Origin of the sequence: Megasphaera elsdenii DSM 20460 (assembly GCF_003010495.1) — a bacterium.
Classification (GTDB): domain Bacteria; phylum Bacillota; class Negativicutes; order Veillonellales; family Megasphaeraceae; genus Megasphaera; species Megasphaera elsdenii.
Genome location: NZ_CP027570.1, coordinates 90,444 through 105,214, shown reverse-complemented (window position 1 = coordinate 105,214; position 14,771 = coordinate 90,444). Strand labels below are relative to the sequence as shown.

General features: G+C 53.2%; 14 protein-coding genes. 8 read left to right on the top strand and 6 right to left on the bottom strand.

Features of this window, described 5'->3' with window-relative positions; all coding sequences use genetic code 11:
- The first annotated feature begins 16 nt into the window (after nucleotides 1-16).
- Nucleotides 17-214: a cold shock domain-containing protein gene (locus tag C6362_RS00505; RefSeq protein ID WP_014016364.1), complete on the top strand. Its 198-nt coding sequence runs from the start codon at nucleotides 17-19 to the stop codon at nucleotides 212-214.
- A 194-nt stretch (nucleotides 215-408) separates the two neighbouring features.
- Nucleotides 409-1,350, top strand: a complete 942-nt coding sequence (locus C6362_RS00500; protein WP_014016365.1) for a Rossmann-fold NAD(P)-binding domain-containing protein — start codon at nucleotides 409-411, stop codon at nucleotides 1,348-1,350.
- Between the two features lie 90 nt (nucleotides 1,351-1,440).
- On the opposite strand, the gene C6362_RS00495 is transcribed toward C6362_RS00500, so the two are convergent.
- Entirely contained in the window at nucleotides 1,441-2,376 is a 936-nt protein-coding gene (locus tag C6362_RS00495; protein WP_014016366.1) for an AEC family transporter, read from the bottom strand.
- A gap of 109 nt (nucleotides 2,377-2,485) precedes the next feature.
- Between C6362_RS00495 and C6362_RS00490 the strand changes: the two genes are divergently transcribed.
- On the top strand, nucleotides 2,486-3,421 hold the full coding sequence (locus tag C6362_RS00490) for a LysR family transcriptional regulator (RefSeq protein WP_014016367.1): 936 nt from the start codon (nucleotides 2,486-2,488) through the stop codon (nucleotides 3,419-3,421).
- On the opposite strand, the gene C6362_RS00485 is transcribed toward C6362_RS00490, so the two are convergent.
- Nucleotides 3,311-4,177 carry a DMT family transporter gene (locus C6362_RS00485; protein ID WP_014016368.1) on the bottom strand — a complete coding sequence of 289 codons (867 nt, stop codon included), beginning with the start codon at nucleotides 4,175-4,177 and terminating at the stop codon, nucleotides 3,311-3,313. The genes C6362_RS00490 and C6362_RS00485 overlap by 111 nt on opposite strands.
- A gap of 227 nt (nucleotides 4,178-4,404) precedes the next feature.
- Here C6362_RS00485 and C6362_RS00480 point away from each other — a divergent pair, with 227 nt between their 5' ends.
- The 3 genes from C6362_RS00480 to C6362_RS00470 are packed head-to-tail and all read left to right on the top strand — an operon-like array spanning nucleotide 4,405 to nucleotide 6,695.
- Nucleotides 4,405-5,076, top strand: a complete 672-nt coding sequence (locus C6362_RS00480) for a CpXC domain-containing protein (protein ID WP_255411301.1) — start codon at nucleotides 4,405-4,407, stop codon at nucleotides 5,074-5,076.
- 13 nt (nucleotides 5,077-5,089) lie between these two features.
- Nucleotides 5,090-5,491 carry a CGGC domain-containing protein gene (locus tag C6362_RS00475; protein WP_014016370.1) on the top strand — a complete coding sequence of 134 codons (402 nt, stop codon included), beginning with the start codon at nucleotides 5,090-5,092 and terminating at the stop codon, nucleotides 5,489-5,491.
- A complete protein-coding gene (locus C6362_RS00470; RefSeq protein ID WP_014016371.1) occupies nucleotides 5,481-6,695 on the top strand; it encodes a tetratricopeptide repeat protein in 1,215 nt (404 codons plus the stop codon). The genes C6362_RS00475 and C6362_RS00470 overlap by 11 nt, the downstream gene beginning before the upstream one ends.
- Here the strand turns inward: C6362_RS00470 and C6362_RS00465 are convergent.
- From C6362_RS00465 to cbiM, 4 genes are all read right to left on the bottom strand, one after another.
- A complete protein-coding gene (locus C6362_RS00465) occupies nucleotides 6,683-6,865 on the bottom strand; it encodes a hypothetical protein (protein ID WP_014016372.1) in 183 nt (60 codons plus the stop codon). The genes C6362_RS00470 and C6362_RS00465 overlap by 13 nt on opposite strands.
- A 251-nt stretch (nucleotides 6,866-7,116) precedes the next feature.
- On the bottom strand, nucleotides 7,117-7,767 hold the full coding sequence (locus C6362_RS00460; protein ID WP_014016373.1) for an energy-coupling factor ABC transporter ATP-binding protein: 651 nt from the start codon (nucleotides 7,765-7,767) through the stop codon (nucleotides 7,117-7,119).
- Complete coding sequence (locus C6362_RS00455) at nucleotides 7,764-8,573, bottom strand: energy-coupling factor transporter transmembrane component T family protein (protein WP_014016374.1); 810 nt, start codon at nucleotides 8,571-8,573, stop codon at nucleotides 7,764-7,766. Before C6362_RS00455 ends, C6362_RS00460 begins: the two co-directional genes overlap by 4 nt.
- 12 nt (nucleotides 8,574-8,585) lie before the next feature.
- Nucleotides 8,586-9,590, bottom strand: a complete 1,005-nt coding sequence (gene cbiM, locus C6362_RS00450) for a cobalt transporter CbiM (RefSeq protein ID WP_014016375.1) — start codon at nucleotides 9,588-9,590, stop codon at nucleotides 8,586-8,588.
- Between the two features lie 181 nt (nucleotides 9,591-9,771).
- Between cbiM and C6362_RS00445 the strand changes: the two genes are divergently transcribed.
- Nucleotides 9,772-10,491 carry an epoxyqueuosine reductase QueH gene (locus C6362_RS00445; RefSeq protein WP_232501455.1) on the top strand — a complete coding sequence of 240 codons (720 nt, stop codon included), beginning with the start codon at nucleotides 9,772-9,774 and terminating at the stop codon, nucleotides 10,489-10,491.
- A 448-nt stretch (nucleotides 10,492-10,939) separates the two neighbouring features.
- Nucleotides 10,940-14,719, top strand: a complete 3,780-nt coding sequence (locus C6362_RS00440; protein ID WP_014016377.1) for an ESPR-type extended signal peptide-containing protein — start codon at nucleotides 10,940-10,942, stop codon at nucleotides 14,717-14,719.
- The last annotated feature ends 52 nt before the right edge of the window (nucleotides 14,720-14,771 follow it).

Genomic DNA, 14,771 nt, shown 5'->3' with positions numbered 1-14,771 from the left:
TTAGGAGGATTTTGTTATGCACGGTAAAGTAAAATGGTTTAGCGCAGAAAAAGGTTATGGCTTCATCGAAAGAGAAGATGGCGGCGACGTTTTCGTTCACTTCTCCGCTATCCAGGAAGATGGCTTCAAATCCTTGACCGAAGGTCAGGAAGTTGAATTCGACATCGTTGAAGGTGCGCGCGGACCGCAGGCAGCTAACGTAGTTAAATGCTAATCGGAAAGTAAAATAGACCTTTTAAGGGGCTCACGGGACGGCTTCGGCCAGCCTGTGCGGCCCTTTTTTTTGCCCTCTATAGCTGTATAAAAACACGAAAAAGTTTGCATAAATACTTGCAATATTCATACGGCTGTGCTATGATATATCCATCGAACAAGTTCTGGTCTTAACTTATTGGAGGATGGATATACATGAAACATGCAAATAGCTTCGTAGATTATACAACAGATGAATTGAAAGGCATTTTATTACTGGCCGAAAAGATCAAACAGCATCCGGATGACTACAGCCATATCCTGGACGGCAAGAAATTGTATACGCTCTTTGAAAAGACGTCGAACCGGACGTACCTGTCCTTTTCCATCGGCATGGAAGAATTAGGCGGCAAAGCCTATAATCAGCTGTGGAAGGACAGCAATTTCACCATCGGCGACCTCATGAGCGAAGTCAAATACGTCTGCCGCAACGTCGACTGCATCATGGGCCGGTTCAAGAAAGCCGAAACGACGGAAGGCTTCATGAAGAACGCCACCGTCCCGGTCATCAACGGCTGCGACAATACGTTCCACCCGACGCAGGCCCTGGCCGACATGCTGACGCTCTACGAAAAGACGGGCCATTTCGAAGCCAAGGTCCTCTACATCGGCGCTAAGAACAATACGTACAATTCGCTCAGCGAAATCGTCACCAAGATGGGCGGCATGATGTACGGCCTGACACCGTTCAGCCAGGTCACCAATGTACCGGCCGACTTCTACGACAAACTGACGGCGACGGGTCATTATAAGGAATTGCCGACGGATATCTCCAAAGAAGAGCTGAAGAAAGTCGTCGCCGATGTGGACTGCGTCTATACCGACACCTGGGTCGACATGGAATTTTTCACCAACCCGGACTATGCCGAAAAGAAGAACCAGATCATCAACATGATGATGCCCTATCAGATCGACGCTGCCCTCATGGAAGGCACGGATACCATGGTCTTCCACGATATGCCAATCCATCCGGGCTATGAAATCACGCAGGACGTCATGGAAAAACACTTGGAAACCATCCTCGACGAAGCCGAAAACAGACGGCACGCCGAAAAAGGATTGTTAGTCTACCTCATTACAGGGAAATTGGATTGGTAATGGCTCTCATGCGGGCCGCCCTTTGGGACGGCCCCTACGAATAAAGGATTACAAAAAAAGGGATTGTCGCATGTGCGGCAATCCCTTTTTTCATCCCAATCCCAGGCAGACCAGGGGGATGGTGATGATGGAGCAGAGTGTCGTGACCAGGAGCATGCCGGCGGCGTAATTGCTGTCTGAGTGCTGGTTCTGGGCCAGCATGACGATGACGGCCATACTGGGCAGGGCCGGCAGGATACTCATGGTGAGGGTTATGTCATGAGGGACCTGCAGGAATCGGCAGATTTCATAGAAGACGAGCGGGAAGAGGCACATCTTGACGGCGACGGCGCCATAGATTTCTTTCTTTCGGATGTACTGGGGGATGTCGATGTAGCAGAACAGGCCGCCCAGGTAAATCAGGGCCATGGGGGGTGTCAGGAGTCCGGCTTTGGTCAGGGCCGCATTGATGGGTTCCGGCAGGTGGAGTCCGATGAAGAGGCCCAGGATGGACAGGATGATGGCGATTGTCGCCGGATTGATCATCTTCATTAGGCGGCTGATGACGGACATGGTATTTTCCTGGTCCACCGGCGCCGTCAGATTGACACCCAGCGTCCACAGCAGGAGCTGGTCGATGACCGTGAACAAGGCGATGTAGAGCATACCCTGTTCCGGGAAGAGGGCTGCAATGATGGGAATACCCATGAAGCCGATGTTGCCGAACATGGAGCAGGCCCGGTAGACGTGATTTTCATTGCCTTTCAAGCCAAAGAGGCGTGCCAAAAAGCGGCAGAGCAGGTATAATAGGAAGTACATCAACAGGGAAATGGCCAGGATCGGCAGGGCGCTGATGAACTGCTGACGCGTTGCCCCGTTGAGGGTATTGGTGAACAAGAGCAGGGGCATGGAGACCTTGGTGATGAATTGCGAGAACACGCCAAGGGAACGGCTGTCCAGGACGTGCATACGCACGGCAACCATGCCGATGAGGAGATAGATGACGAAACCGATGATTTGCGATAAGACAATGGAAAAATAGCTCATTAGCCGGACTCCTTTCTAAAACGCCCTTATTTTATCATGCTTGTCAGGGTCTGACTAATGAAACCTTTGGCCATTGACATGAAAAAAAGTGATGGATAGGAGCGATATCATGGACCTTGCGAAGATACAATACTTCCTGGAAGCGGCACGGCTGAACAATTTCACCGAAGCCGCCCGGAAGTGTCACATCGCCCAGACGACGATGACGAAATATATTTCCCAGCTGGAAAAAGAACTGGGCTGCCGTCTCTTTTGCCGGGAACACCGCGGCGTCTCGCTGACGGCAGAAGGGCGGCGCTTCTATGAAGGCATGAAAAAAATCTGTCAGGAATACCAGGACCTGCGCGGCTCGCTGCGGCTGAAACAGCGGAAGGGCCTCTACCTGGGCATTGCCATGCAGGAATACATCGAAGCCCGATGGCTGCGCCGCTTTGAAGAAGATTTTCCCGAATGTAAGATGTATTTCAGTTTCCATGACATAGAGGCCTTGGGAGAAAGCCTGGGGAACGGGGCCCTGGATGGCTTCCTCTTTTCCGATGCCCAGGCCATGGACCTGCCTTTTACATGCCAGCGCCTGTTCGCCATCCGCCAGTCCTTCATCTGCTCCCAGGCTTTGCTGGACCAGTATCGGACGGTGGGGGCAGTCATCGCCCATCTGCCCTTCCTGACCAAGTCCAACAGCCAGGACTATGTCGTCAAGATGCGCCGGACGTGCGGCCAGGTCTTCGGCCAGCCCTTTGAGGAATCCCGCCTGTGCTATAGTTTGTCCGAACAGTTCCTGCTGCTCAGCCTGTCCCAGGGCTTTGCCATCCTGCCCATGCCCGAAGGCGATGTCTATCCCGGCCTGAGCGTCATCTCCTTGGACGATGACTTTACCGAATATGCCGTCCTGGCTTATCGGCCGGACAGCATGACCGAAGAATTGCAGAAGTTTTTATCCCTTTTTTCCGGGATGCCAGAGTTCGCTGAGAGCGACGCCACCGAGGATGCAGGCCGCTCCCAGCCATTGCAGGGACGTCAGGTTTTCCCTGAGGATGAGGGCTGACAGGGCCAGGGCCGTGAAGGGTTCCAGATAGCCGCAGATGGAGACGCTCTGGGCCGACAGGCGCTGGACGCCGGAGAAATAGAGGTAGTAGCCGAGGCCCGTGTTGACGACGCCCAGGCAGATCATGCAGGCGATGTGGCTCATATTCAGGCTGACCGGTGCCGACGGCATGGACAGGGTGACGGCCGAGACGACGACGGCTGCGACCAGGAGCTGGCACGCCGGGGACAGGATGCCGCCGATGCCGCTGACCTTTTTCATGGCGATGATGAGCAGGGCGAAGCAAAGGGCGCTCAGGAAACCGCAGACCAGGCCCCACGACAGGCCGTGAGCCTGGACGTCGGCGCCGTTGATACAGACGATGCCGATGGTGACGATGACCATGGCACTTACCTTGGGGACCGTGAAGGGTTCATGGAAGACGAAGTACGACAGGATCATGATCAGGATGGGACCGCAGTAGCACATGAGGGTGGCCAGGCTGACGCCAATCTGCTGATACGCTTCATAGAGGAAGAGCCAGTTCCCGGCCAGGAAGAGGCCCGACAGGACCAGCCAGCCCAGGGAGGCCCGGGTCACGTGGCGCAGGCTACCCCATTCATGGCGGGCCGTCGCCAGGAGAAGCAGGAATAACCCGCCCAGGACCGTACGGGTCAGGACGATTTCGTAACTCGACAGGGGAAGTTGGCTGGCAATGATGCCGTTCGTGCCGAAAATGACAGCAGCCAGGATGAATTTGATGTACGCGTTTTTCATGAGCATCCCTCCTTTGAATCGATGATTCTAATATATCATATTTGCAGAGAGATGTCAGCCGACAAGGGCTGTTGCATGAAGGCTTCTGCCATGATTGGGGAAACCTCTCAGTCAGCTGCGCTGACAGCTCTCCTATCAGGAGAGCCTTTGCGAGCCACGAGCCACTAGCCACGAGCCACGAAATCTATGGTATAATAGGAAAAAACGAAAGGGGCACTGCCATGAGTATGCATCATGAAGTAGGCATTACCTGTCCGAAATGCCAGAAGGCCGGTATCTTTACCGTATGGGACAGTATCAATACGAAATTGGATCCGGATATGAAGGACCGCGTCAAGTCGCAGGAGGTTTTCTGCTATCACTGCCCGCACTGCGGGACGGACGTCCACGTCGATTACGGCTTTTTATATCACGACATGGACCACCATTTCATGGTCTTCTACGCGCCGACCGCCAAGGACCAGGAAAACGCCGACCGCGATATGGCCGACGGCCAGGCCCAGTTCAAGGCCATGGTGGACACGGCGGGGTATGTCATGCGCCTGGTTCGGACGAAAGCCGATTTGCTGGAAAAAATCGCCATCTTTGAAGCCGGCCTCGACGACCGCCTGATGGAACTGACCAAGGCAGCGGCCCTGGCCCAGGTCGGGGAAAAGGAAAAGGACTTCACCGTCACGGAAAGCCATTTCGTCACGGCTAAAGACGGGTCCCTGCGCCTGTCCCTGGTCGATGAAAAAAGTGGCCAGCAGGCCTATGTGGACTTTAATAATGGCCTGGCCCAGCTCTACGGGCAGTTCCAGCAGCACTTTGCCGACGACCTGCCGGCAGAAGACGCCGTCCTGGCCCGCATCGACGCGGACTGGACGCAGCGGTTCTTGAATAAATACTTATATAATTAAAGGAGGGACCTTTATGTCGAAACTCGTCGTCGTCATCCAGTGCGACATCGTCACCAAGCGCTGCAGCGGCTATGCCTGCATGAATACCTTTGTCAACCGAAAGGACACCTTTGCCGATTATCCGCCGGATACGCGCTTCCTCATGATGACCTGCGGCTGCTGCTGCGGAGCCGGGCTGTCGGCCAAGCTGGAGAACCTGGCCAAGAAGTTGAAGAAATACGGCGATGCCAAGGAAAATGTGACCATCCATTTTGCGTCGTGCATCGTGTCCGACAGCTACCATCGGCCGCCGTGTCCCTTCCGCAACTATATGGCCCAGATCATCGAACGCAAAGGCTATCCCCTGGTCCACGGGACCTATATTTCCAGGATGACCGAAGAAAAGCGGAAGCAGGGGACGTACCATGCCTTATAAGAAGGGAAAAGGCCTCGTTGCGGCAGCCCTGGTGGCCAGCCTCTGCCTGCTGCCGGGCCTCGTGCCGGCTCCGGTCCAGGCCGCCGGAGAGGCCCTGCGCGCCGATACCCGGGCCCTGAAGCAGGCAGACTGGCAGCTGGCCCGGCCCTATGGCCGGCCCATGCTCGACGTCGCCCAAGGGGCCGATACTATCCTGGGACCGGCAACGATACCGGCCCGCCAGATGGTCCATTTCATCCGTCAGCGCAATCCTCACCCCAAACTGAACGCGCCCCTGGAAGACGTCGTCCAGGCCTATTATGACGAAGCCGGCCGCGAAGGCATCCGGCCCGACGTGGCCCTTTGCCAGGCCCTGAAGGAGACGGGCTACTTTGCCTATGGCGGCGACGTATCGCCGGACCAGAACAATTTCTGCGGCCTCGGCGCGACGGGGAACCGGGTGGCCGGCGCCCGCTTCGCTACGCCCCAGCTCGGCGTGCGGGCCCATATCCAGCACCTCCTGGCCTATGCCAGTACGGAGCGGCCTAAGACGGCCATCATCGATCCCCGCTACGAACTCTTGGCTGAAAAGCATCCCGAACTCTACGGTAAGGTCGATTCCTGGACGGGCCTCAACGGCCGCTGGGCCGTGCCGGGCAAGCATTATGGCCAGGAAATCCTCTGGATGTGGACCGAAGCCCAGACACCGGACGGAACCCACGATAACCTGGTCACGGGTTTCCAGGAGGTCTTCGCCCATCCCGACGACGCCCAGGCCTATCTCTACCGGGGTATCCTCTTCTTCGACCGCCACGATTACTGGCTGGCCGAACGGGACTTCCGCCGTGCCCTGGCCTTGGACAAGACGTCGCCCGCCGCCTGGTATGACCTGGCTTTGACGCAACAAAAAAGAGGGGAGCTCGAAGCTTCCCTCGCTAGTTACGACCAGGCTGTCGCCTGCCGTCCCGAATATTTGCAGGCCTGGTATAACCGCGGCCTCGTGGCCATGGAATTGAAGCAGGACGATAAGGCCCGGCAGTCCTTCCAGGAAATCCTGCGCTTTTCGCCCCAGTCGGCGGATGCGGCCAATGCCATGGCCGTCCTCTACCTCCGTAAGGGGAACGCAGACAAAGCCGGATCCTGGCTGGAACGGGCCGGCCAGATCAACTCCGCCAATCCCCGCATCCAGGCCAATCGCCAGCAGTTCCAGACCTATCTGCGATAGCTGTATTTGAATTTCATCAACTTATCCATCAAGTATTCCAAGTGACTTTTTTCCGTCTTCATCGGTCCATCGGTCGTCTGTACCAGGTGGGCCGTTTCTTTTTTCTGATTAAATTCCACTTCATATCCATGGGTCACCATCAGGGCTTGTTCCAGTCCGTAGATTAACATAAGCACTGCCCCCTTTTTTGAGTCTGAAAACAACAAAAGATGCAACGGCGAAATAAGTGCTGCGTTGCATCTTCTGTCTTACTGTTCTGCTTGTACTTATATTATATAACTTTATAAACTAAAAATCAATAAAATATTTTGAATAATTGTTAAAAATCTTAAATAATGCGTGACACAGGCTCTCCTAATAGGAGAGCTGTCAGCGCAGCTGACTGAGAGGTTGCATTTGAACGCGAACTGCGGGACGCCTTTTAGGCGTCCCCTACAATTATTTCCTTATCCACAAGGGAGGCCAGGCGGTCGGCGTGGTGTGTGGCGATGATGAGGGTCTTGCCGGCTGCTTTCAGGCTGGGCAGGAAATCTGAAAGCCAAGCCAGGCCGTCGGCGTCGAGGTAGCTTTCCGGTTCGTCCATGGTCCAGACCTGGGGGTTCATGGTCAGGATGGAGGCGATGGCCGTCCGTTTCTTTTCGCCGCCGGACAGGGTGTAAGGCGGGCGGGAGGCCAGCCGGGTCAGGCCCAGCAGTTCCAGGGCATCGTCGACGCGCTGGTGGATTTCTTCAGGCTTCAATCCCATCTGGACCGGGCCGAAGGCCAGTTCCTCGCGGACGCTGCTGCAGAAGAGCTGGGAATCGGGATTCTGCCAGACGTAGCCCAGGCGCTGGTGGAACCATTTGGAATAGGCGTGGTCCCGCATCTTGCCGGCCGTGATGACCGTGCCGTCAAAGGTATACGTCCCCTGCTGGGGGAAAATCAGGCCGTTCAGCAGGCGCAGGAGCGTCGATTTCCCAGAGCCGTTGGGACCGCTGAGGAGGACGGCCTGGCCCGGTTCGATGGTTTCCGTGAGATGAGAGAGGATGGGCCTGTCGTCATAGGCGAAACAGACGTCGTCGAGTTGTATCATGAGAGGACTCCTTCCAGGCGGATGAAGAGATAGACATAGGCCAGCAGGGCAAGGACGAGCAGCCCCGTGGCGGGAGAGAAACGGCGCTTCCGGCCGTCCTCATAGGGCCGGTAATCGCCAGTGAAGCAGCGGCAGCACATGGCTTCGTACAGGTCCTGGGACAGGCGCTGGGACTTTTGCAGCAAAATGCCGGAAACGCCGCTCATGGCGGCCTTCTTGTCGGGATTATGACCGACAGAGCGCAGCTTGAGGGCCGTCAGCAGGTCGGACGCTTCCTGGCCTAAGATGACGATGTAGCGCAGCGTCGTGTCGAGGATGAAGATGACCAGCGACGGGACGCGGAACGTCCGCAGGGCGCCGGTCAGTTCATGCCAGGCCAGGTTTTCCTGCAGGAGCATCAGGGCCGTCACGGTGAGAAAGGTCTTGCAGGGCAGGAGAAAGGCGTAGCGGCCATTGCCCAGGAAAAAAGACGGGGCGACGAGGACGGCACAGAACAGGGACCCTGCCAGGGCGGCGCCGAGGGCCCGGCGCAGGGGCCGTCCCGGTTGGAAGCAGAGGAGGACCAGTTCACCGGCCAGGACGGCCCAGAGAAAGGCCGTCGTCCGGGCCATGACGATGAGGGCGATGAGGACCAGGGCAGCCAATAAGGCCGGTGCCGCGCCGATGGGCCGGGCCGGCCGCAGTCCCTGGCCGCGCAGGGCCGTCAGGATAGAGACGATCTTGAGCAGGGAGCGGGAAATGAAATAATCCCGGTCGCTGCCGGGATTATATATTTCTTCGCGGACTGCCCATTCAGGGAGCTTCATGGACAAGCCCCCTTAATGCTGAGCCGGCGTATCGAAAGTCGGCCGGGACGGCAAGAGGGACGCGATGATCTTAAAGATGATGATGAGCAAGGCCGTGCCTACGATGGCCGAAATGATGTAGCCGGCGGCGTCGGGCAGGCCGGCAATGGCGTAGTCCGGCATGAGGGCATCGAAGGAAAAGCCGTTTTCCATGCCTGCCGGCGTATACCCTAGGGCGGAACCGAAGAAGTCCGTGTCTGCCAGTTCTTCCGCATCCCATTCACCCCAGGCCGTACCGGCAGCCAGTAAGCCGAGGGGCGTGGCGACGATGAGGGCGGCCAGGAGACCGAAGAGGGACTTATTGGACGAAGCCGGGGCGGCCAGCTGGAACAGGTCCGGCGACGTCTTGCGAAGATAAGCCAGGACGCCCGTCGTGAAGACGACTTCTGCCAGGCCGAACAAGGTGAGGTGGCCGATCATCATGGCCGGAAGGGAAATCCACAGGGGATACGGGCAGTACAGGGCCTGACCGGCAGCATCGGTGAACAGCAGGGGCTGGATGCCAAATTCCACGGCGGCACAGAAGGCAGCTGCGTTGATGCCAACATAAGCGCTGATGCCGGCGGCGACCGTATCCGATGAGATGACCTTCTTCAGGCCGTGATAGATGAAATATCCCGTAAAGGGCAGGACGAAAGCCATGTTGAAGCAGTTGGCGCCGAAAGCCAGGATGCCGCCGTCACCGAAGAACAGGGCCTGGATGAGCAGGGCCACGCTGACGGCCAGACAGGCCGCGTACGGCCCGAAGAGGATGGCAATGAGCGTACCGCCGACAGCGTGTCCCGTCGTACCGCCGGGCAGGGGGATATTGAACATCATGGCCAGGAAGGAAAAGGCCGCAGCAATGCCGAGGAGGGGCAGCTTTTCACGGGGCACCGTTTCCTTGACCTTGCGGATGGACAGCAGCCAGATAGGGACCATGACGGCGCCGAGGACACCGCACGTCGAAGGGCTCAGGTAATTTTCAGGTATATGCATAATGAAACCTCTTTTCCTTAGAAATTTAACTATATTACTATTTTACTAAAAAAGCCTGGCCAATATAAGCCCATGGGGGGATAAAAAATAGGCCTTTACCTGACGCTCTGGCAGATACTCGATGGCGCTATCCATGCTATGGTATAATATAAAATAAATCTATATTAGAAAGAGAGTATAAATGATGATTGATTTTCATGAAATTCTGGACCGCATGAATCAAAACCAGCGGATCAACTTCGATAAAGTATTCCAGCGCATGGCCCGCCGTTGGCAGCAGGAAGGCGTCAAGCCGCGGGTCCTGCTCCATTCCTGCTGTGGCCCGTGCAGTACGGCCGTCCTGGATAGGTTGACCGGCGTGGCTGATGTGACGGTTTACTATTTCAACCCCAATATCCATCCGGAAGCCGAATACCGGCGGCGGGAACTCGTCCAGAAACAGTTCATCGAAGCCTATAACAAAGAGACTGGCCACGACGTCCATTTCCTGGCCGCGCCCTATGAACCGGAGACGTACTTTGAAGCCGTCAAGGGCCTGGAAGACGAACCGGAAGGCGGCGCCCGCTGCCGCGTCTGCTTCGTCCAGCGCATGAAGGCGACAGCTGAAAAGATGCAGGAACTGGGCTATGACTATTTCACGACGACCCTGACCGTCAGCCCCCATAAGAACTCGCAGGTCATCAACGAAGTCGGCCGGGATATCGAAGACCAGTACGGCTACGCCTACTTGCCGACGGACTTCAAGAAAAACAACGGCTTCCTCACATCGACGAAAATGACCGAAGCCTACCACCTCTACCGCCAGCCCTACTGCGGCTGCATCTTCGGCGCCCGCGACCAGGGCCTGGACCTGGAAAAAATCCGCCAAGATGCGGAAGCCTTTCTGGAAGACAATAAGTAGGGGACCGCAGTTCGCAGGCCGCAAAAAAACACGGTCTACGGCCTTGTGCGTAGTATGCGTAGGGGCTCGCACGTGGCGAGCCCGCTGTGAGATTCGACCACAGTCCATCCGAGTATAATGGCAGGCTTTTACGAGCCACGAGCCACAAACCACGAGTCACTGCCTTTCCTCGGACTCAGATGCGGCGTTTCGCCGCGACAGACTCATCAAAAAAATCACAGAAAAATTTTCTTTATTTTGTATATATAATTGCAAATAATTATATTAAAAATATATTAAAAAAGTTAATATAAAGTACAAGACGACGACTTGGCAACAACTTACGAATGTCTATATACTGCTTTATTTTGCGACTTTATATGCTATAATAAAATAACAGTTTTGTTACAGATATGCTTTTTATTAGTTATATAAAATGCATATAATAACGGAAAAGGAGATGCTTTTTATGAATCGAACGTATAAGGTCATTTGGAGTAAAGCCAGACATTGCTATGTCGTCGTATCGGAATTAACGAAAAGCCAACACAAATCGTCCAGTAAGAGTGAACTTATAAGCACAAATATACACCAGAAGAGGTATTTTGGTAAGGCGGCCGTAGCTGCCATCGTCGCCGGACTGCTGACTTTCGGTGGAGTGGCTTATTCGCCGGTATTGGCTGCGGATAATACGGCAGGAAGTGGTGATGGCGTTGCTATTGGGACAAACAGCAACGCACCTAAAAAAGAAAATGTAGCCATTGGCAAAGGGGCGACTATCAAATATTCAAATGGCGAAAGCAAGTCAACTGGTGATGTAGCAGTCGGTAGCGGCGCTGTCATTGACAACTATGCCAGTCAGGGCGGCAGCATTGCCATTGGGAATAATGTGTCCATTGAGAATATGGCCGGACAACAGGAAAAAGCGTTTGGTTTTGGACAGACTACATATACTCCTAAATATGATCCCGACTATTGGTGGGGATTGGTTCCTGTGGCACAAATTCCCGATGACCCAACCAGAGTTCCTGGATCAATCGCTATTGGTCAGAACTCATATGCCCGCACAGGTGGTTTAACCATTGGCATTCATAATTATCAAGGTAAGTTAGGCGATGTAACGATTAATACATCTAACGAAAAGGATGTAAATGTAAAGTCAAAAAATGTTTTTGAAACGACTCTGGGAACTAACAGTTTTAATGCAGGTGCATTTTCCACAGTTATGGGGGCATATTCCATTGCTTCGGGAAATTATGAAGGCGGTAATGATACATCTGCTGCAACCAAGAACTTTGGTGCTACCATTACCGGATCTCTGAACAGTATTGAATCGGCTACTTTTTCCAGTCCATATTCTGGAATTGCTAACAGTATCGTAGGCACCGCCAACAGAGCTTCTAACTCCAATGGTTCTCTGATTTTTGGGGCGGGTAATGAAATTCAAAATTCTATCACTGATATTTCTTCTGCGCCTTCAAGTGGGGGAGACTCAGCACAGGCTTTGCAGAATAATTTGATGAAGGCAGTGCAGGACAGCGAAAGCGGTGGAGCTACGCTTGCCATTGGTGGTGGAAATAAAGCGAATTATACCCAAAAAACATCTATTATTGGTGTGAATAATACAGTAGTAGGAGAAAAGAGCAGTATTAGCTCCTATAATTCTATTAATGGTTTTAAAAATACGGTAACAAATGCCAGCCATGTAAAGGTGCTGGGACAGGGTGTCACGATCAATAAGGGGGCTGATTCCAATACGGTCATCGGCGATTATCGCGCCGTAGCAGAAGACCAGACCCATAACGTGATTATCGGCAATGCCGACGAAACGGCGCCCATCACAACAGAGAAAAAAGACACAGTCATCCTCGGTCATAATGCTAATGCCACTATCGATGGCGGTGTAGCCATCGGTGCCGGTTCCGTAGCTGTTATCGATAAGGGTGCAGATGGTTATGACCCGGCAAATGGTGACCATCAGACTGATACCACTGGCACCTGGAAATCAAAGGCGGCTGCTGTTTCCGTCGGTGATGCTTCTAAGAACCTTACTCGTCAGATTACTAACGTCGCAGCCGGTAAGGAAGATACCGATGCGGTTAACGTAGCTCAGCTGAAAAGTGCCCAGATTCATTATTATAGTATGAATCCAAAAAGTGGTGCTGTTACAGGTACTGATAGTAATTATAACAATAATGGAGCTACAGGGGATGATGCTATTGCTATCGGACCCTTTGCTTCAGCCCGGGGAACTCATTCATTAGCGTTAGGATATAGTGCTAAAACAACCCATTCCGATGTTTTAGATGAAAATCATAAAATGGATGATAACACGGCGGTTGGTTATAATAGCCAGTCTGGTTATCGTTCGACCGCCCTGGGCTATAATAGCAAGGCAACAGGGCGGTATGCTGTTGCACTAGGTACCGATGCCCTGGCCAATCAAGATAACAGTACGGCTATTGGCATGAATGCACAGGCTGAAGGAACGCAGGCAACCGCACTGGGTTCGCTCGCCAGGGCTAGTGGGGAATCGGCTACTGCCGTAGGTGAAGGTGCAGAAGCTTTGGCCAATTACTCGTCAGCTGTTGGATTAGGAGCTATCGTAGACACAGGTGCGTCTAAGGGAACGGCATTGGGATATCAGGCAAAGGTTTTGGCCGGTGCAGAAAATAGTATGGCCTTAGGTGCAAGCAGTCAGGTAAGTGGAGCAAACAGTATGGCTATAGGTATGAATGCACAGGTTTCCGGTGCAAAATCTGTTGCCATTGGGAAAGATGCAAAGGTTTCAGTAGAAAATTCCGTTGCCCTGGGCCAAGGTTCGGAAGCTTCGGGAAACTTGAATGATTACAATGTCATGTCTCTTACGATTCCGAATCTTAACAGCAACTATAGTGTAAGCGGCGGGTGGCCAAGCGGAATCGTTAGTGTAGGTAATGATAAAGTGGTACGGACTATTACGAACGTAGCCGCCGGACGTGTTACGCCTACGAGTACGGATGCCGTCAATGGGAGCGAACTTTATGCCGTAGCTATAGAGGCTGCCAAGCATGCGACTGTCAAAGCGGCTGCAAACAGTCGTATTACAGTAGATAACACAGGCGTTAACAAAGGAAAGGGTATCGAATATACGATTGGCTTAAATACGGACGGATTGGCTAAAAGTACGGATGGTTTAACATTTGCTGGTGATGACGGAAAGTCAGATAATAGCAAAGTCATATCGAGAAAGTTGAATGAGCAACTTAATATTGTCGGAGGAGCGACCGAAACTGTTGACGCTGCTAACATTGGTGTTGTAAGAAAAGATGATGATACCTTGAATATTCGTCTTGCAAAAGACATTACAGGTCTCAACAGTCTGCAAGCCACAACTGTTACTTCTGGTAATGTGACTGTAGACGGTCAGCATAATGTGATTACAGGTTTGTCTAATACGACCTGGGATAAAACGAAAGATTATTCTCAGTCTACAAAGGCTGCTACGGAAGCTCAGCTCCACGAAGCGATGACACAGGCCACAGCCGATGCCAATGATACACATATCACGGCTGGAGATTATGCCGTTGGTACTATTACAGACAAGGATGGCCAGTCAGTGCAGGGCGTATCGATAGACGTTGTAGATAAGACGGGAAAAGTTGGTACCGTCCGGATTACGGATGTAGCCAAAGCCAGTGATGTAGGCAATGTAACGGATTTGAATGCAGATATTAAAAATGCTGAAGGTAAAACGACCGTAGTAGATGCTGTCAATCATGTAGATAACAAAGTGGGGAATCTTGACTACAGCAGCACGAAGTACGTTAAAAAAGGTGAAGACGTCACGACTTCCATTGGAAAACTTGACGAAGCCATTAAATATGCGTCAGAAGCTGCAGGCAAGCATACTATTGTATCAACGGAAGATGCTAATCTTTCTGTTGAAAATATTGCCAAAGAGGGAGAAGCAGCGAATTATCAGATTTCCCTGAATAAAGATCTGAATGTCGATTCAGTTACAGCAGCTAATAAGATTACAACAAAAGACCTCGAAGTGACAGGTTCCGCTGCCATTGGCAAGGTCACCATCAACAAGGATGACAAAGGCACGATTGGTGGATTGACTAACAAGACCTGGGACGCCAAGAACATTACGTCCGGTCAGGCTGCTACGGAAGACCAGTTGCAAGCTGCGACCAAGAACGCCGTCAACTATGACGGTGACGACAGCAAGACCGTTACGCTGCGGGAAGACACGACCATCTAGAATGTAGCCAACACCACGATTGAGGAAGGCTCTAAGAACGCCGTCAATGCCG